The organism is Mariniflexile fucanivorans (genome assembly GCF_004341235.1).
Classification (GTDB): domain Bacteria; phylum Bacteroidota; class Bacteroidia; order Flavobacteriales; family Flavobacteriaceae; genus Mariniflexile; species Mariniflexile fucanivorans.
This window is the reverse complement of sequence record NZ_SLUP01000004.1, coordinates 201,243-221,479: the sequence shown is the minus strand read 5'-3', so window position 1 is coordinate 221,479 and position 20,237 is coordinate 201,243. Positions and strand designations below refer to the sequence as shown.

Here is a 20,237-nt window from a genome sequence, read left to right as displayed (position 1 = left end):
GTTCTTGTTGTTTGATGAAGCAAATATATATGCGATGAAAGCCTTACACACAATAAATTAGATATACACGCCAGTATTTTCGATTAGTAGTTGAAATGCATATTTTTACGTTTAAGCGACTAGATACGGTGTTTAAAAGACGAAAAACCATTAAGTATCGGTAATTGGTTTATTTTTTTAATTATCAGCAGATGAATATCGATATGTTGCCGATTAACGGTATCCTTTATAACTTTCAAAATTTGGATTAATACATGTATCTTTCCTGTTTTTTATTAGATAGGTATTATATTTGCCAAAAAATAAAACACAAAAATGACCGAATTAAGACAAACCATAGAACAAGCTTGGGATAATAGAGATCTTTTAAAAGAAGAAAAAACAACCTCTGCCATTAGAGAGGTTATCGAACTTTTAGATAAAGGAAAGTTAAGAGTTGCTGAGCCTATTGAAGGTGGATGGCAAGTAAACGAATGGGTGAAAAAAGCCGTTGTTTTATACTTCCCTATTCAAAAAATGGAAACTTTAGAAGCTGGTATTTTTGAATATCACGATAAAATGCCCTTAAAAACCAATTACAAGGAGCAAGGTGTTCGTGTGGTTCCGGGTGCTTCTGCAAGACAAGGTTCTTACCTATCTCCAGGTACTATTTTAATGCCAAGTTATGTAAATATTGGTGCTTATGTAGATGAAGGTACTATGGTTGATACTTGGGCTACTGTTGGAAGTTGTGCTCAAATTGGTAAAAACGTACATCTATCAGGTGGTGTTGGTATTGGAGGGGTATTAGAGCCTTTACAAGCTGCTCCTGTTATTATTGAAGATAATGTATTTGTAGGTTCAAGATGTATTGTGGTTGAAGGCGTACATGTTGAAACCGAAGCTGTTTTAGGTGCCAACGTGGTGTTAACCATGAGCACTAAAATTATTGATGTTACGGGTGATAAACCAATTGAAATGAAAGGTAGAGTTCCCGCACGTTCTGTAGTAATTCCCGGAAGCTATACCAAGAAATTTGCTGCTGGAGAATACCAAGTACCATGTGCGCTGATTATTGGAAAACGTAAAGAAAGTACCGATAAAAAAACATCGTTAAACAACGCCCTTCGTGACAATGATGTAGCGGTTTAAAAATGGAGATTATAGTCGCAGTTTTTAATTATAAATTTGAAAATGTAGTTTTTTAACCTCTGCCAACAAGTTGTAGAAATGAATGACAACTCTAAATGCGCTAATAGATGAAAGAAAAAAATCATAACATTCAACTTGATGCAGTCATTCCGTGGGTAAATGGCAACGACAAAAAATGGCAGGAAAAAATAAACCAGCATTTAGCAGTAAAAATAGATTTCAGTAAAAAAAAAGAAAGCGTTCGGTTTAATTCTATTGGCGAAATAAATATCGCCATTAAATCTATCATAAAATACGCTCCTTTTTTCAAAAATATATACTTAGTAACAGATGAACAAATACCCGATGCTTTTGAAAGTTTAAAAGCATTGGGTAAATTATCTGGCGTTAATTTGGAAATAATTGACCATAAAATATTGTTTCGTGATTACGAAGAGTTTCTACCATGCTTTAATTCAACCTCTATTATTTCACTATTACATCGTATCCCTAATCTTTCTGAACATTATGTACTTTTTAATGATGATTTCTTCATTCTGAAAAATGCTACCGTTGAAGATTTCTTTATTGATGGACTTCCCGTTTTAAGAGGTGTCTGGGAAAAATATTATGAAGATTTAAAATTAAAAGCCATGTATTATCGTTTTTTTAGTTCTGAAAAAGACAAAAAAAGACGAGAGAAAGGCACGTTACGTAAATCGATGCAAATTGGTGCAAAATTGGCAAATGATGGCAGAAATAGGTTTCTAAAAAGATTGCACACACCAGTTTCAATGAGAAAATCCATACTTATTGACTTTTTTTCTGATAAAAATGAGCTTCTGAAAGATAATATCGCCTATAAATTTAGAGATAACAACCATCAATTTATTACAGAAACACTTGCAAACCATCTAGAAATTAAAAACAATACCTTTCATTATAAACCACAAACGAAATTAACTTATTTTAGATCTTACAAAAGCTTCTTTATGGTTAAGTTAAAATTATTTTTGTATGACATTAACAAAAATATGCTATTTATTACGTTTCAAAGCTTAGAAATGGCTGATAGCAAAACCCAAGAATACATTTTAAATTGGTTAGACAAAAAGATACGATAAAGTTATGCCATACAAATTTCTAATTTACATATCTTACAGCTACGCGGTACCTATTGGAAATCCATTGGAGCAAGAAATTATAAGTCGTGGCGATACTGTAAAATGGTTTAGCGACCTAGATAACGGCAAAAAGGCACTCAAAAACAAAACCAATTTACTTGGAAGTATCCAAGATGTAATTGATTACAAACCCGACATTGTGTTAGCTGCAACGGATGATGTTCCAGATTTTATAACAGGTCTAAAAGTGCAAATATTTCATGGTTTTTTTGCCAAAAAGAGGCCTTTAAAAAATGGCGGGTTTTATCATTTCAGAATTCGTGGTTTTTTTGATTTGTATTGCACTCAAGGTCCTAGTACCACTACTGAATTCACACGTCTTTCCAAAGAATTAAAATATTTTGAAGTTATAGAAACTGGCTGGAGTAAAGTAGACCCCATGTTTCCTTTAGAAAAAAATAGAGAAATATTACAAAAAAACACCCAGCAACTTCCAATTATCATGATTGCTTCAACTTTTACCGAACGTTTAAGTTTAGCTTATAATGATGCCGTTTTCAATGAAATTAAGAGACTTTCAAACTCAAATAATTATAAATTCATAATGGTTTTGCATCCAAAATTGCCAATACATATTATAAAAAAATGGCAATCGCTAACCAATGAAAATTTCACGTTTTTTGATACTACCGACTTAACACCGCTGTTTTTAAAAGCCGATATTCTTTTTGCTGACACCACATCTGCCATTCAGGAATTTGTGCTTCAAAAAAAACCTGTTGTAACTTTCAAACATAAAGTCCACGAAGATTTTTTAATAAATATTGAAGAGGCAAGCGCCATTGAAAATGCTTTTAAAACAGCTCTAAATCCGTCGGAAGAATTACTTAATAAAATAAAAAGCTACATTAATAACTTGCATCCTTACAGCGATGGAAAATCAAGCAAACGTGTTGTTGATGCTTGTATTTCATTTTTGCATAAAGACAAAAATTACTTAAAAAGCAAGCCGCTTAACTTACTCCGTAAATATAAAATAAGAAAGCGCTTAGGGTATTTTACATTAAAAAGTTTTGACAAGCACTACACTATTAAAAACCAATAAAGTATTTTAATTCCAATAAATAAACCTACTTATAATGATTAAACTTTCAGCTGTTATCATAACATATAATGAAGATGAACATTTAGAAAAATGTTTAAGTTCATTAACCACTGTTGCTGATGAAATTATTGTAGTAGATTCATTTTCAACTGATAGAACACCCGAAATCTGTAAAGCTTTCAACGTCACCTTTATTCAACATAAGTTTCAAGGTTATATTGAACAAAAAAATTACGCAGTTTCTTTAGCCAACTACAATTATATTTTATCGCTAGATGGGGATGAAGCACTTTCTAAAACTTTAAAAACCAGTATTTTAAAGGTTAAAGAAAATTGGGAATTTGATGGTTATTACTGTAACAGATTGAACAACTATTGTGGCCAGTGGATTAAACATTCTGATTGGTATCCTGATAAAAAAATGCGATTATTCAAAAAAGAAAGTGGCGAATGGAAAGGCATCAATCCGCATGATTGCTATATTTTAAAAAAAGGGTTGAAAGCAGGAAAACTAAAAGGCGATTTACTTCATTGGATTTATCGTGATTATTCCGATCACAATTTAAAAGTAGAACGGTTTTCAACCATTGCTGCCGGAGCTTATTATAAATTTGGTAAAAAATCGTCTATTTGGAAAATAATTTACAGACCTGCTTGGGCATTTTTTAAAGCCTATTTTTTAAGATTGGGTTTTTTAGATGGTTTAAACGGTTTTATTATTTGTGTTCAAACGTATAATGTTACGTTTTTAAAATACGTGAAGCTGTATAGACTTTGGAAACTAAATTCTTAATCTATTTTTTAATTTTCAACTTCTTTTTAAGTCGTTTTTTTTTATGGAATTTTTCCTGAAACGCCTTAGTTTCATGCCACATTAAATTAAAAATTGTATCATAATCTTCACCAGAGCATTTTGCATATTCATCGCTCATAACCTCAACCATCGATTTATGAATTGTTAAACGTGCAAAGTTTTTAATTCTGGTTTCAAAATCCATGGGGCCGAATTTCATTCTATTTAAATCAACTAAAAAGAAATCATACGTATTACCGTTTTTTTTAATTAGGGTATTTCCTGGTGAGTGGTCCAAAAATTGAATGCCTTTTTGGTGCAAATGAAAAGTAAATCTGGTAAAAGCCCTTAAAATGTTATCATAATCTGGAATGGTAAAATCTTTTGTAAGTTCTCTGTAAGTCATATCACAATCCAACTGTTCACTTACATAAAAACTTCTATTGAACATAAATAACGATTTATATTCGAAATATGCTATTGGTTTTGGCGTACCTACTTCTAATTCAATTAACTTATTGGCATATTCAAATGAGCGTTGTGCTTTGCTTTTTCTAAAAAAATTATACACTACTTTATTTACGGCATTCGGAATTTTGAAGGCTTTAATATTTAAGTTCACACCTTCAACAGGAATTATTTTAATAACATTACGTTTGCCCACACCTCCTTCAAATGTATCAAAACCATGAATTACGCCAGTTAACCTCTCTTTAAAGTCGTCTTTTAATCCGTTATTAAAAACCTTTATTTCCTTCATTCAAATAATATAAGCTCATAAAAAATAATGTCGTGCAATCTACTTCAATTTAAAAACAAATCATATTAATTTTCTGTTGTAAATTTGCAGCGTTACAAATATAAGGTTCATAAAATGATTGAAGAAATAAATAAAGCATTACAAATTTTAAAAACTGGTGGCTTAATTCTTTACCCTACCGATACTGTCTGGGGAATTGGCTGCGATGCTACTAACGAAGAAGCTGTTAATAAAGTTTACAAACTAAAAGAACGCGTGGATAGCAAAGCATTAATTTGTTTAGTTGCCGATGATAGAATGCTGAAAAAATATGTGAAAAATATCCCCGCTGTAGCTCTAAACATTATTGATGTTACTGACAAACCTACCACCATCATTTATGATGAGGCTCAAAATTTAGCTTCAAATTTAATAGCTGAAAATGGCACCATAGCCATTAGAATTCCTGATGACGAATTTTGTTTTCAACTATGTAGAAGACTTAATGGCGCTATTGTTTCAACATCTGCAAATATTAGTGGTTTTCCAACCCCAAATTCATTTAAAGAAATACAACCAGCCATTTTAAAAGGTGTAGACTATGTTGTAAATTTGCAACGCGAAAAAATTTGCAGCAAACCATCTTCCATTATAAAATTGAGTAATAGTGGCGTTGTGAAGATTATCCGTGAGTAAAATAAATGCATAATAAATTCAAAGAAAAAATAATTTGCGAATTTACTGTAAGAATATGAATTACAAACAAGCTTTACAACATCCCATTTTTAAAATAATATCGAAATCTGCTAAAGAATTAAATTTAGATAGTTACGTTATTGGCGGCTTTGTACGCGATTTTATTTTAAAACGTGGCACCGCTAAAGACATTGATGTAGTGGCTATTGGCGATGGTATTAAGCTTGCCAAACAAGTTGCGAAAAACCTTCCTAACAAACCAAATGTACAGGTTTTTAAAACCTACGGAACTGCCATGCTTCTCTATGATGATATTGAAGTAGAATTTGTTGGTGCTCGAAAAGAATCGTATACTGAAGATAGTAGAAATCCAGCAGTTGAAAATGGCTCTTTAGAAGACGACCAAAACCGTCGTGATTTCACCATAAATGCTTTGGCTTTAGATTTAAGTGAAACAAATTTTGGCAATTTACTCGATCCTTTTAATGGCACGACCGATTTAGAAAATAAAATAATCCGTACGCCATTAAATCCAGACATTACTTATAGTGATGACCCTTTACGCATGATGCGTGCTATCAGGTTTGCTACGCAACTTAATTTTACTATTGAAAAAGAGTCATTAAACGCTATTACCCGAAATAGTGAGCGTATTAAAATTATTACCAACGAACGCATTGTTGTAGAACTTAATAAAATTATAGAAAGTGAAACGCCTTCTATTGGATTTTTACTTTTAGAGCGAACAGGTTTATTAAAGCATATTTTACCAGAACTTATTGCTTTAAAAGGTATTGATGAAGTTGAAGGACAACGCCATAAAGATAATTTTTACCACACCTTAGAAGTGGTTGATAATATTGCAAAAAACACCGATAACTTATGGCTACGTTGGGCTGCTTTATTGCATGATATAGGAAAAGCACCAACTAAAAAATTCAGTAAAAAAGTGGGCTGGACTTTTCATGGGCATGAGTTTGAAGGCTCTAAAATGGTGTATCGTTTATTTAAACGATTAAAAATGCCATTGAATGAGAAAATGAAATTTGTACAAAAAATGGTGTTTATGAGTTCTCGACCTATTGTACTGGCTAATGAAGAAGTAACCGATTCTGCTGTTCGTAGATTAGTGTTTGATGCTGGTGAATTCGTTGATGATTTAATGACCTTATGTGAGGCAGACATAACCACAAAAAACCCTAAAAAATTCAATAAATACCATAACAACTTTAAAATTGTCCGAGATAAAATTGTTGAAGTAGAAGAACGTGACCATGTTAGAAATTTTCAACCACCAATATCGGGAGAAGAAATTATGACAACCTTCAACTTAAAACCTTCAAAAGAAATAGGAATTATTAAAGAAACCATCAAAGAAGCCATTTTAGAAGGCGACATCCCAAACGATTATGAGGCTGCTTTTAACTTAATGCTTAAGGAAGGAAAACGATTGGGGTTAGAAGCATCAAAGTTGCAAAGCAACAAAGAATAAAAGTAACATGGAAAACAATAATACGTTTAGAAAATTACTTATTTGGCAGAAATCTATGACTTTAGTTACCGAAATTTTTAAAGAAGTTAAAACATTCCCTTCAGATGAGTTGTACGCTTTAACTTCTCAAATTAAACGTTCGGCTACTTCAATTCCAAGTAATATTGCGGAAGGCTATGGAAGAGACGGTTTAAAAGATTATTTAAGATTCTTAAATATTGCTCTAAGTTCTTTATTCGAATTACAAACACAAATTGAAATAGCTTATAATTTAAAGTTTTTGAAAGAGGATAATTTCAAGAAACTTTATGAAAATACAAGAGAAATTGAACGAATGTTAACCAGTTTCATTAAAAAAATTAAAGCATAAAACTTTAAATCTCTGAAACTTTGAAACTCTGAAACTTTAAAACTTTGAATCTCTGAAACTCTGAAACTCTGAAACTGTGAAAAAAACAAAAAACAACAAAAAAGTAATCTATTGGCTATTAACAGGATGTTTTCTTATTTTTATAATGGTAGTAGTAGGCGGTATTACCAGGCTTACACATTCTGGTTTGTCAATTTCAAACTACAAATTAATTTCAGGAACACTGCCTCCTTTGAATGAAACCGAATGGCACGAAGCCTTCGATCTATACAAACAATACCCTGAATACCAAAAACTTAACAACCATTTTAATCTTGAAGATTTTAAAGATATTTATTTTTGGGAATGGTTACACCGTTTTATTGGTAGAATGATTGGGTTAGTATTTTTAATCCCATTTTTATACTTTTTATTTAAAAAACAACTTACAAAACCTACCATTAAAAAATCTATCATTTTACTTTGCTTGGGTGCATTTCAAGGGTTTATGGGTTGGTATATGGTAAAAAGCGGCTTGGTAGATAATCCAGACGTTAGTCACTACCGTTTAGCGGCACATTTAACCACTGCCTTTGTAACTTTTGCATACACGTTTTGGGTTGCTTTAGATTTAATATTCCCAAAAGAAAAAACAATTAATATCAAATTTAGAAATCTCATCCGTTGGGGATTAGCCATTTTAATGCTTCAAATTATTTATGGTGCATTCGTTGCTGGTTTAGATGCTGGTTTTATACATAACCACTGGCCCATGATGAGTGAAGGCAAATTTATGCACGAAACTGTCTATATAGAGCAAAGTCCGTTATACAAAAACTTTATTGAAGGGAAAAGTGGTGTGCAATTTGTACACAGAACGCTCGCTTATATCGTGGTAATATTTATTCTTGTTATTTGGCAAAAATCTAAAAAAATGAGTCTTACTAAAATACAATCTAACGGTATAAATAGTCTAGTAATTATTGTATTTATTCAATTTTTACTAGGTGTTTTTACTATTTTATTAAACGTTCCCGTATGGTTGGGTGTAGTTCACCAAGTGGGCGCATTTTTCTTGTTAAGTGCCATGATATTTACTTTACATCGTTTTTCTAAATAATATAAAAAAACATACATTTGCAAAATATTTTTTTACCATGATTTACAGATTTAGAGTTATACTTGATAACGATGTTGACGATGATGTGTTTCGCGATTTAGAAATTCGTGAAACCGACACCCTTGAAGATTTACATAACATTATTACCCAATCCTTTGGATTTGATGGTACAGAAATGGCTTCCTTTTATTTAAGTAATAACCAATGGGATCAAGGTGAAGAAATTTCATTATTCGATTTAAGTGAGGGTGAAGCATCTGCGCGTTTAATGAGTGAAACCACCATTAACGATGTGGTTCATGAACTTCAACCAAGACTTATTTATGTGTACGACTTTTTAAGTATGTGGACGTTTTTTGTAGAATTAGCTGAAATAGTTGAAGAAAACCAAGATGTCGATTATCCTAACTTAATGTTTGTACATGGGCAAATACCCGATGAAGCTCCAGAAAAAATATTTGATGCCGATGATGACTACGACGATTTTGACGAGTTTGAAGACGATTTAGACATAGAAGATTACGACGGTTTGGATTTTGACGAAAACTGGAATTAAACCCAATTACATATAGCTTTTTGGCTTTACATTTTCGTAGTTCTGATTTAAATATGATAAGGCGTTTATTAATATTTCGCCCATATTTTTACATTTCTTAAACTTTTCATCTTTTGTATAATCGTATATGGTGCGTTTTAACAAATTCACGTATTCATCTTTTGAAATAGTATCAACAGCCATACAGTCCAACAACCTGTGTATTCTAGTTGAATAACTTTTAAATCGCTTCACCAAAATAGAGCGTTCTTCAATTTTATATTGGTCAATCGATAGTTTTTGAAACGTTTCAGAAACCAACTCAACCATTTTCATATTCTCTTTAAAAAACTGTGGTCTGTAAATATTAAATTTACCTTCGTATGATTGTTGATCAAAATCAATAGCTCTAATTTTATAGACAACCTGATCAAAATCGTGCGTTGGAACAATAACATAATTATATGAACGCATATCGCCCAAAAGCCTAATCATACAACGCTCGTTAAATTTCACAAATTCTTTAGCGATTTGAGATTTTTCAGATTTATCACATTTTGGAAGAAAATTTTGAATAAACTCATCTCCCGGAATTCCCGCAATATGTTCTTCTATTAACGTGTCTTTATAAACTAAAAAATTCAAATTATAGGGCGATAAAATATGCTCTAATTCCAATCCATAAATTCTAGAGGCATCGGCGGTTTTAATGTAGAAATAAGTGAAATTATCATTTAATATATTTCTGATTTTTATTCTAAAAGGCTTCGAATTTCCAAACGTACAATAATCAATTGCATCTACACTTAAAAATGGAACCGTATCTTCATTACCATCAGAATGTAAAATGGTATAAACCTTCTTCAACGACAGCTCTATTTCCTGTCTTTCAAATTCATTGTAGTAAACACGAATCCACAACGTGTCGTTATCATCTTTATCATACACCACAATCGAGCCTTGAAAACGCAATAAATCATCATAAAAAACAGGAAGTTTTATATTTCTACTGTATTCCGTTAAATAGTCGCTTAGCTCAGCCGAAATTGGGTACGACGGTTTTCTTTTTGAAATTTTTAAATCTTGCATAAATTAAATCTTATTCAAATTTAAACCTTTTTACTAGTAAATTCAATAACAACTCAAAATTAAATTTACCGTTTTGGGCGTTACCTTTATCCTGAAACAAGTTCAGGAACCGGGTCGGTCTTTCCATTACAATCTTTTTAAAACGACATTGCGAGCAGACACAACAAAGCAATCGGCCAAATTTTTACTTTTACATAAACTAGTTTTTATCCTAGTTAAAAAAGGGTTTCCATTGCAAATGTGTCGCATTCTCGATTTCAATTTTACAATTGAAAAACATGAGTAATCCCCACGCAAAAAAACATTAGCAAAACAATATTATTTAACAAACTTGTAACAAAATATAAGAACAATCGTCATACTTTAGTAACTAATCAAAAGTAGATTTTTATTCTACAAAAAAAACATTTCAATTTGGAACCCATACTAACCATTAGTAACCTCACCAAAAAATTCGGGTATTTAACCGCTGTAAAAGAGCTATCGTTTACCATAAATAAAGGCAATGTTTATGGTATTTTAGGACCCAATGGTAGCGGAAAATCGACCACCTTAGGCATCGTATTAAATGTTGTAAATAAAACCAGTGGCGATTTTAAATGGTTTGATGGCAATACAACAACACACCACGCATTAAAAAAAGTAGGAGCTATTATTGAACGCCCCAACTTTTACCCGTATATGACGGCTACCCAAAACTTAAAACTTGTTTGTAAAATTAAAGGCGTCGATTACAGTAAAATTGACGAAAAACTGGAAATTGTTGGGCTTTTAGAACGAAAAAACAGCAAATTCAGCACCTACTCATTAGGTATGAAACAACGTTTGGCCATTGCCTCTGCCCTACTTAACGACCCAGAAATTTTAATTTTAGACGAACCCACCAATGGTTTGGACCCACAAGGAATTCACCAAATTCGGGAAATCATAAAACAAATCGCAGCTAAAGGCACTACCATTTTACTAGCTTCTCACTTATTGGATGAAGTTGAAAAAGTATGTTCGCACGTGGTGGTACTTCGTAAAGGTGAAAAATTATACTCAGGCAGAGTAGATGAAATGATTTCCAGCCATGGTTTTTTTGAATTAAAATGCAACAACCAAGATACGCTAGTAAAACTATTGCAGAACAATTCCGTTTTTGGGAAAATAAAAGTGCAAGACACCTTAGTAACCGCATTTTTAAATGAACCCATGAAATCGGACGATTTCAACAAATTTCTATTCGAAAACGGCATTATTCTCACCCATTTAGTGCAGCGTAAAGAAAGTTTGGAAGAACAATTTTTGCAATTAACCGATAAGAACTAACGCAACCAAAATCATTGACATGTTCAGACTTTTAAATTTAGAATTACAAAAACTTTTGCTTAATAGAACCAGTAAAGTTCTTATTTTCATATCCTTTATTCTCCCATTTTTTGTTATCCTTTTATCATCACTAAAAATAAATGTATTTGGTTTTTTTACTTTGGAATTAGGTGAATTAGGTATTTTCAACTTCCCAATAATCTGGCATTTAACCACGTTTTTCGCTTCACAATTCAAATTTTTCTTCGCTATTGTGGTGGTGAGTATGATTGGCAACGAATACAGTAACAAAACCTTAAAACAAAATCTAATTGATGGTTTAAGTAAAAAGGAATTTATACTTTCTAAATTTTATACCATTGTATTTTTCTCTTTCATCTCAACGGTGTTAATTAGCATCATTTCCCTTTGTATTGGTTTATATTATTCTAGTTACAATGAAATTTCTATCATCTTTATAGAAACTAATTTTTTAATAGCCTACTTTGTTAAGCTTGTTGGCTTTTTTAGTCTGTGTTTATTCTTTGGTATGCTAGTAAAACGTTCAGCTTTTGCGTTGGCTTTTTTATTCATACTTTATATTTTGGAATGGATAATTTTCGGACTTTTTGCATGGAAATTTAATTCGGATACCGCTGAAAAAATTCAGAATTTCTTCCCATTAAAATCTATGTATAAACTTATAGACCAACCCTTCCAACGCATTGCTATGACTAAATTTCCTGATAAAACAAATTTAGTTTACGACTACGCCGTACATTCTTACGAAATAGCAATCGTGCTAGCTTGGACTGCCTTATTCATCTTTTTATCGTACAGATTATTAAAAAAGCGAGATTTGTGATATCTTTGGTTGCTTTGCGATCTACAATGAAAAATCCCTTAATAATATTAGCTTTTTTTAGTACCATTTTTTGTTTCGCTCAAAAGGAAGCCTCCAATTGGTATTTTGGCGATAATGCTGGTATTAGCTTTAATCCAGACGGCACTGTTACCGAGTTAATAAACGGAAAATTGAGCACCATTGAAGGCTGTACAACCATTTCAGACGCCAATGGCGAGTTATTATTTTATACAGATGGTGTAACCGTTTGGAACAAAAACCACACAATGATGCCTAATGGCTTTGGGCTGTTTGGAGACCCTTCAAGCACGCAATCTGCCATTGTAGTGCCAAAACCAAAGGACCCCAATATATATTACATATTCACTGTTGATACATCTACAAGTAATAGCGACGTAAATTACGGCTTTAATTACTCCTTAGTTGATTTGAGTTTAAATGGTGGCCTAGGAAATGTTACTTTAAAAAACGATAATCTGCTTGAAGAAAGCTCAGAAAAAGTAACCGCTGTATTAAAAGACTGTTTAACACAATCCATTTGGGTTATTACGTATGCGCCATTAATTACAGGTCAATTTAATACTTTTTATGCTTATGAGGTTAGTTCTACTGGTTTAAACACAGTACCTATAATTTCTACCTTTTCAACATTTATTGATGATGCCAGAGGCTATTTAAAACTATCGCCAGATGGCACAAAACTTGTATCGGCAAATGCTTCATCTGGATTGTATATTTATGATTTTGACAAAAACACTGGTATGGTAAGTAACGAAACCCCTATTGCTATTAATTTTTCGCATAATGGATTCAGTCGGCAAATTCCATATGGGGTTGAATTTTCTCAAAATAATGAATTGCTCTATATTACAACCTATTTGGAAACAGATAGTGATGACCAAAATAATAGTTCTGCTCAATATGGTGCTTTGCTTCAGTACAACTTAACGTCACCAAACATAAGTGCTAGTGAAATTGTAATTGATGATAGAGTCACTTATAGAGGCGGACTTCAATTAGGCCCTAACGGTAAAATTTACAGAGCTATGAATGCCACTTACCGTCAAGGTTTACCCTATTTATCAGTTATAAATGCACCAAATAACATTGGAGCCGCCTGTAACTACACAAACAATAGTTTCCAATTAAGCAACAATTCAAGACAAGGATTACCACCTTTTATAACTTCCTTTTTTTCAGAGAAAATTGATATTATAAGAAAGACCTCAACAATCGAATCTACCGAGTTGTTTTTATGTGATGGAGACACCTATACTTTGAAGTCTGATGTCATTCCAGGCGCTACCTATACTTGGTCTCGTAATGATGTTCCTTTATCTGAAACTAGTCCTAACTTAGAAGTTACAGAAGATGGTTTTTACAAAGTATTTATAGACCCTAATACAGGTGATTGTGACAGCACATTTGAAGGTGTCGCTTTTGTTACTTATAACAGAAACCCCGTGGCATACGACTATACGTTAACACAATGTGATGAAGATACTGTTGTTGGCGGTTTTACTAGGTTTAATTTAAACGAAGCAACTAGTTATTTAACAGGAAACGTTACAGGTCTTTTAGTCAAATTCTATAGAGATATAGCTTTGACTGATGAAATAACCAACATTAACTCTTACTCTTTTAATGCTGACAACCCAAGGCCTATTTACACTAAAGTTTTTGATGAAAAAACAGGATGTTATGATACATCTTTGCTTTCACTAAATGTAACGACTACACAAATAGCCGATTTTACACCCACACCTTTATGCGATGAGTTAGACTCTGAAGATGGTATAAATGCTTTCAACCTTGATACAGTTACCTCTGAAATACAAGCAACCTACAATTTTCTATATGCCATCACTTACTATAAAACATTTGATGATGCACTTTTTGAACAAAACAGTTTAAATACAACATTTACAAATACAAATCCATACAGTCAAACTATTTACGCCCGAGTAGAAAACGCAAACAGTTGCTTTGGTATTCTTAAAGTTATTTTGACCGTTAACAAATTGCCAAACATAAACCCATCAAGCTCCACCTATTATTGCTTAAACAAGTTTCCAGAAACCATAAACATTAATGCCGATATAATAAACAGTGATCCAACCAATTACACCTATTATTGGTCTACTGGTGATAGCACTTATAACATTGAAATTAACCAAGTAGGAACTTACACCGTAACCGTTACCAATGCAAATGGCTGTAGCAAAGACAAAATTATTACCGTGCAAGCATCAAACATAGCAACTATTGATGATATTGTAATAAAAGATGCTTCGCAAAACAATACGGTAACCGTATTAGCTTCTGGCGAGGGCACTTATGAATACAGGTTACTAGACGAAAACAATAGCGTGTATGCTGATTTTCAAAGTAGTAACATTTTTGAAAACGTAAAACCAGGATTTTATTCAGTTTCTGTAAAAGATATTAAAAATAATTGCGGCACTACCCAACCATTCAAAATATCGGTTATCGGGTTTCCAAAAGTATTCACTCCCAATGGTGATGGTTATAACGATACATGGCAAGTTTATGGCGTATCTAGCATGTTTCAACCAAACACTAAAGTTTATATTTTTGATAGATACGGTAAGCTAATAAAAGAATTAACACCTTTAGGTGAAGGTTGGAATGGTTTATTGAACGGAAGACAATTACCAGTGGATGATTATTGGTTCTCGGTAAAACTTCAAGATGGTAGAATTTATAAAAATCATTTTACTTTAAAAAGATAGATTTTTACTCGAAAACAGTTAAAATTGTATTTCCACCTTTTTTTTTTCATTTCATCTGAAATTTACATAATTTTCAAAAACTACTTAATTCAATAGCACATCGTTTTTATACCCAAATAAAGCAAAGTGAAAAAAAATCTACATAACTACTTTAATTTACTTCTGCTTTTTTGTAGCTGTAACTTTATGTTTTCACAACAAATAACAGTTGATGGAACTATTGGTTTACAGCCACTTATAGAAAACAACTTGGTTCAAAATAGCTGTGTTGATATTACAAATATTTCATCATCAGTAAACGGAAATGCCAACGGTTTTTCTAGTTATGCGTATTTTGAAAAAGGCAGCTCTAACTTTCCGTTTCAAAACGGCATTATGCTTTCAACAGGAAACGCCATATCTGGTGGCAACGGTAACATAACACCAACATTAAGCGAAGGTACTTCAAATTGGGGAACCGATCCCGATTTAGAAACTGCCTTGGGCATAACCAATACCGTAAATGCTACCTCTATTGAATTTGATATTGTTTCCATTTCAAACCAACTTCAATTTAATTATTTATTAGCTTCCGAAGAGTATTTTGGTATTAACCCATGTCAATTTTCAGATGGGTTTGTTTTTCTTATTAAAGAAACTGGTAGCCCTGGCCCCTATCAAAACATCGCATTAGTGCCAGGAACTTCAACACCCGTTAATACCAACACCATTCACGATGAAATTTTTGGCGTATGTCCAGCTCAAAATGAGCAATATTTTGATGGGTATAACTTGGGAGACACCAATTACAATGGTAGAACTACCGTGTTAACAGCATCCACAACCATTACACCTTATGTTCAGTATCATATTAAATTAATCATTGCAGACCAAACGGATATTCAATCCGATTCTGCCGTTTTTATAGAAGGCGATAGTTTTAAAATTTTAGACTTAGGGGAAGATATAACTACCTGTGCTAGTTTAGCCACTTTAAATGCCGATATACAAAACCCAGCAGCATTTTACCAGTGGTACAGAAATAACAACCTGATAGTAGGCGAAGTAAACCCTACGTTGGATGTAACACAAAATGGCACGTATAAAGTTGAAGTATCTGTATCTTTAAATGGCAATACATGTTTTGAAGAAGACGAAATTGTTATAGTACTTAACACGGAAGAACCAATAGCCTCCTTAACAAATTATCAATTGTGCGATGATGCATCAGGTAATGGCATTGAGGTGTTTGACCTATCAACAAAAACAACCGAACTTATCGCTAATATTCCATTTACTAATTACACGTATAGTTATCATTATTCCGATTTAGAGGCCAGAAGCAATATTAATGAAATTACAGCACCCATTTCCAATACATCTAATCCACAAACCATATTTGTTAGAATAGATGATTTAGATAGTAACTGCTTTTCATACACCACCTTTAATTTAGTAGTCAATCAAGTTCCTAATATTACAAATCCAACACCCCTAGAGGTTTGTGATACCGACGATTATCCTGATGGTTTCGCCATTGTATATTTAAACGAAAAAGATGATGAAATAACAAACGGACAAAGCAATTTAGCCGTAACCTACCACTACACCCCTGCCGATGCCAATACGGGCAACAACCCTATACCATTACCATATATAAATACTGCTACACCTACCAGCACCGTTTATGTACGCGTCATTAACACCCAAACAGGTTGTGTAAACACTTCAACATTAGATGTTATCATCACAATAAGTCCTTTAGTTATTAGAGATACTAGATATTTAGACGCTTGTGATGCCGACCATGATGGTTTTGATAGTTTTGATTTAACAGAAGTAATTGCAGATATTGAAAACGGACTAACCAATGTAACAACCTCATTTCATATAAATTATGAAGATGCCCAAACAGGTGCTAACCCTATTACAAACCCTACTAATTACCAAAATATAAATCCTGAAGAACAAACGCTTTACGTAAGGGTTGAAGACAATACCACGGGATGTGCATCTATTGTACCCTTAGAAATTCATACCAATTTACTAATAACAGCTACCAATACGGGAGATTTTGCTCTGTGCGACAACAATAATGACAATACCGATTCGCTCCCTTTTTCGCTCAACTCCATACAAAATGAAATTGCTACCGACAAAAACGGGAATCCCTTGCCATTCCCTATATCTACAACATTTTATGAAACTGAAGCAGATAGAGATGCCAACGTAAACGCAATCCCTAATAATGTACCCTATTATGCAACAAGTCCAAAAACTTTATACATACGAGTAGAAAATACAGATACAGGCTGTTTTGAAATGTCTGAAATCACCCTGTTAATTAATCCTATTCTATTGTTTAATCCTTTAACCCCTATACCTTATTGCGATACCGATGATGATGGTATGGTAGATATTGAATTACACTCTCTAGATAATGAGATAACCAACGGCAATACTAATTTTACAGTCACATATTTTCTATCATTTCTAGATGCCGAAAACAAAAACAATGAACTCCCTCCTTTTCACCCATCTTCAGGAATACAACAATTTTTTGCCCGTATTGAGAGTAGATTAAATGGAGTTACTTGCTATACTATAAATTCTTTTGAAATAGAAGTTTTAATAGCACCTTCAACCAATACACCTACAGATATTATTATTTGTGATAATGACCAAGACGGAGTATCAACAATAAATCTTAATGATAAAATTGATGAAGCAGTTGCAAGCAGAATAGGTTTAAATATTAGTGTACACACATCTTTTGACGAAGCCAATACGAATTCAAACCCCATTCCCGATTCAAATTTAACAGCTTACAATTCCAATACACAAACTATCTACATTCGAGTTGAAGATGCACTTTCATCAGATGGATGTTATACAATTGAATCTTTTGAAGTTATTGTTAATACGCTTCCCAATTTTCCTTTAATAAGTAATTACCAAGTTTGTGAAGATGATGGTGATAGTTTTGCCGATTTTTTATTATCTGAAAAAGATGATGAAATATTAAACGGTCAAATAGGTAAAGAAGTCTTTTATTTTGAAGATGCGGCGTTTACAATTCCTATTCCTAAAAACACCATTTACCAAAACACAACAAGTCCACAAACCATTTATGTTAGAGTTGAAAATACAACGGATGCGAGCTGTTTTGGAACTGCTTCTTTTATTTTAGAAGTTTCTCCCTCCCCTATTTACAACCCTATACAAGATTATTTAGTGTGTGACGATGCTAGTAACGATGGCAAAAATGTTTTTAATTTAGATGAAAAAAGAAATGAAATTGCCCTTGGTTCTACCGATAACCTAAATATTTCATTTCATCTTACTCGTAATCAAGCAGAAAACAATACAAGCCCTTTACCAAACCAATACACCAACGCTATAAACCCGCAAACCTTATACATTAGAATTGAAAGTAGCGACTCTTTATGTTTTATTATTGAAGAATTAGGCATAAATATTATTGCGGCTCCAGATATTTCGGAAGTAAAAGCTCCATTAATTGAATGTGATACCGATTATGATGGAACAACCACTTTTAATTTAGAAACCGCAGATTTTGAAATTAACGATCGCGTTCAAAACAATCTCATTATTAATTATTTTGAAAACCAAGGTGATATCAACCCAAATGATGGTTTAGATAATTCAAACGCCATTTCAAATCCAACAAATTTCAATTCAAATTCACAAACCGTTTATATAAAAGTAGCCAATACTCTAACTGGTTGTTACAGTGTTATTCCTTTGGAACTTAATGTGATTTTACCTGCACCAACCAATACCATCGGAACTATTGAAATATGTGATAATGACACTGATACTTATGATTTATCTTTAGTAAACTCTATGATTGTAAACAGCAATAATGACGTTACAATATCCTATCACAACACCCAAAATGATGCCGACACCAATACAGATCCTTTATCAAACACATACAATTACACAGCTAGCAGTCATACCATTTACGCGAGGGTTTCAGATAATACAACAGGTTGTGTTATTGTGCAAGCATTCATTTTACAAATAAACCCAAACCCCATTGCCAATACACCACCCAATTTAGTTTCTTGCGATGATGATTTTGATGGTTTTTTTGAATTCAATTTATTGGATACAAGCAACGCCATATTGGGCGCACAAGATGCTAGTGCACATACAATTACTTTTTATAATGATGCTGCAAATGCCGAAACAGGCACCAATGCCTTGGGAAATATACATGCCGCTTTTAATGGCGAAATTATTTATGCCAGATTAGAAAACAACATAACAACATGCTACGGTGTTACACAGTTTTCAACCATTGTTAACCCACTTCCTATGATACCAATAAGCGATGTTGTTGCTGTATGTGGAAACGATTTACCATTAATTATTAATGCTTCCACTGGAAATGTAGGCGACACCTATTTATGGTCCACTACAATAAATCCTACTGTGAATAATTCTACCGCTTCAGAAATTCAATTAGATATGACAGATCTGGGCATTTATTCTGTTACAGTAACAACTCCTAACAATTGCCAATACACAAAAACTTTTTCGGTTGTAGAATCGGAAACTGCAACCATAAACTCAACAGCTACCGTAGATTTTTCAGACCCTAACAGCATTACCGTCACTATTAGTGGTATTGGCGATTATGTTTATATTTTAGATGATGGCGAACCACAAACATCCAACGTGTTTGAAAACGTTACTTATGGCGTCCATACCGTAACTATTAGAGATTTGAACGGTTGTGAAGACGCAACTACCGAAGTGGTTGTTATAGATATTCCAAAATTTTTCACACCCAACAACGATACTTACAACGATACTTGGCACATTATAGGCATTGAAAAACTTCCGGGTACTATCTTATATATTTACAATCGCTATGGTAAATTAATTAAAACCTTACTGCACACATCCAATGGATGGGATGGTACGTATAATGGTGAGAATATGCCATCTGACGACTACTGGTTTGTTGCAAAAGTTATTCAAAACGGAAATGCGTTTGAAGTAAAGGGGCACTTTGCACTAAAACGATAAGGTTTAAGTCTATTAACGACTATTTTATCATTTCATCCGAATTCATTAAACCTTTCATAATTTGGCAAGTCTATTTTAATTAAAATAGCATACTTTAGTTTGCACCCAAAATTCAAAATAAAATATGATTCTTAATT

15 protein-coding genes are annotated in these 20,237 nt (G+C 32.9%); 13 read left to right on the top strand and 2 right to left on the bottom strand.

Going from position 1 to position 20,237, the window contains the following annotated elements:
- Window positions 1-315 precede the first annotated feature (315 nt).
- The 4 genes from EV196_RS10155 to EV196_RS10140 all read left to right on the top strand — a co-directional run bounded on the left by EV196_RS10155 (window position 316) and on the right by EV196_RS10140 (window position 4,132).
- On the top strand, window positions 316-1,131 hold the full coding sequence (locus EV196_RS10155; protein ID WP_132217648.1) for a 2,3,4,5-tetrahydropyridine-2,6-dicarboxylate N-succinyltransferase: 816 nt from the start codon (window positions 316-318) through the stop codon (window positions 1,129-1,131).
- Between the two features lie 107 nt (window positions 1,132-1,238).
- Window positions 1,239-2,234, top strand: coding sequence for a Stealth CR1 domain-containing protein (locus EV196_RS10150; RefSeq protein WP_132217647.1), 996 nt, complete (start codon window positions 1,239-1,241; stop codon window positions 2,232-2,234).
- Window positions 2,235-2,238: 4 nt separating this feature from the next.
- On the top strand, window positions 2,239-3,339 hold the full coding sequence (locus EV196_RS10145) for a CDP-glycerol glycerophosphotransferase family protein (protein ID WP_132217646.1): 1,101 nt from the start codon (window positions 2,239-2,241) through the stop codon (window positions 3,337-3,339).
- A 34-nt stretch (window positions 3,340-3,373) separates the two neighbouring features.
- Window positions 3,374-4,132 (top strand): glycosyltransferase family 2 protein, encoded by a 759-nt coding sequence (locus tag EV196_RS10140; RefSeq protein ID WP_132217645.1) that lies wholly within the window; start codon window positions 3,374-3,376, stop codon window positions 4,130-4,132.
- Window position 4,133: 1 nt separating this feature from the next.
- Here EV196_RS10140 and EV196_RS10135 read toward each other — a convergent pair whose 3' ends face one another.
- Window positions 4,134-4,892 (bottom strand): lipopolysaccharide kinase InaA family protein, encoded by a 759-nt coding sequence (locus tag EV196_RS10135; RefSeq protein WP_132217644.1) that lies wholly within the window; start codon window positions 4,890-4,892, stop codon window positions 4,134-4,136.
- Window positions 4,893-5,006: 114 nt separating this feature from the next.
- On the opposite strand from EV196_RS10135, the gene EV196_RS10130 reads away from it, so the two are divergent.
- The 5 genes from EV196_RS10130 to EV196_RS10110 all read left to right on the top strand — a co-directional run bounded on the left by EV196_RS10130 (window position 5,007) and on the right by EV196_RS10110 (window position 9,084).
- Complete coding sequence (locus tag EV196_RS10130; protein WP_132217643.1) at window positions 5,007-5,567, top strand: L-threonylcarbamoyladenylate synthase; 561 nt, start codon at window positions 5,007-5,009, stop codon at window positions 5,565-5,567.
- 55 nt (window positions 5,568-5,622) lie between these two features.
- Window positions 5,623-7,059 (top strand): CCA tRNA nucleotidyltransferase, encoded by a 1,437-nt coding sequence (locus tag EV196_RS10125; protein ID WP_132217642.1) that lies wholly within the window; start codon window positions 5,623-5,625, stop codon window positions 7,057-7,059.
- A 7-nt stretch (window positions 7,060-7,066) separates the two neighbouring features.
- The gene (locus EV196_RS10120) at window positions 7,067-7,429 is read left to right on the top strand and encodes a four helix bundle protein (protein WP_132217641.1); all 363 of its coding nucleotides are present in this window, start codon (window positions 7,067-7,069) and stop codon (window positions 7,427-7,429) included.
- A gap of 76 nt (window positions 7,430-7,505) precedes the next feature.
- Entirely contained in the window at window positions 7,506-8,528 is a 1,023-nt protein-coding gene (locus EV196_RS10115) for a COX15/CtaA family protein (protein ID WP_132217640.1), read from the top strand.
- A 37-nt stretch (window positions 8,529-8,565) separates the two neighbouring features.
- On the top strand, window positions 8,566-9,084 hold the full coding sequence (locus tag EV196_RS10110) for an IS1096 element passenger TnpR family protein (protein WP_132217639.1): 519 nt from the start codon (window positions 8,566-8,568) through the stop codon (window positions 9,082-9,084).
- A gap of 6 nt (window positions 9,085-9,090) precedes the next feature.
- Here EV196_RS10110 and EV196_RS10105 read toward each other — a convergent pair whose 3' ends face one another.
- The gene (locus EV196_RS10105) at window positions 9,091-10,152 is read right to left on the bottom strand and encodes a hypothetical protein (RefSeq protein ID WP_132217638.1); all 1,062 of its coding nucleotides are present in this window, start codon (window positions 10,150-10,152) and stop codon (window positions 9,091-9,093) included.
- Between the two features lie 414 nt (window positions 10,153-10,566).
- Between EV196_RS10105 and EV196_RS10100 the strand changes: the two genes are divergently transcribed.
- The 4 genes from EV196_RS10100 to EV196_RS10085 all read left to right on the top strand — a co-directional run bounded on the left by EV196_RS10100 (window position 10,567) and on the right by EV196_RS10085 (window position 20,100).
- Window positions 10,567-11,463 carry an ABC transporter ATP-binding protein gene (locus tag EV196_RS10100; RefSeq protein ID WP_132217637.1) on the top strand — a complete coding sequence of 299 codons (897 nt, stop codon included), beginning with the start codon at window positions 10,567-10,569 and terminating at the stop codon, window positions 11,461-11,463.
- A gap of 19 nt (window positions 11,464-11,482) precedes the next feature.
- The gene (locus EV196_RS10095; RefSeq protein ID WP_132217636.1) at window positions 11,483-12,307 is read left to right on the top strand and encodes an ABC transporter permease; all 825 of its coding nucleotides are present in this window, start codon (window positions 11,483-11,485) and stop codon (window positions 12,305-12,307) included.
- Between the two features lie 26 nt (window positions 12,308-12,333).
- Entirely contained in the window at window positions 12,334-15,060 is a 2,727-nt protein-coding gene (locus tag EV196_RS10090) for a T9SS type B sorting domain-containing protein (protein ID WP_132217635.1), read from the top strand.
- Between the two features lie 186 nt (window positions 15,061-15,246).
- On the top strand, window positions 15,247-20,100 hold the full coding sequence (locus tag EV196_RS10085; protein ID WP_132217634.1) for a T9SS type B sorting domain-containing protein: 4,854 nt from the start codon (window positions 15,247-15,249) through the stop codon (window positions 20,098-20,100).
- The last annotated feature ends 137 nt before the right edge of the window (window positions 20,101-20,237 follow it).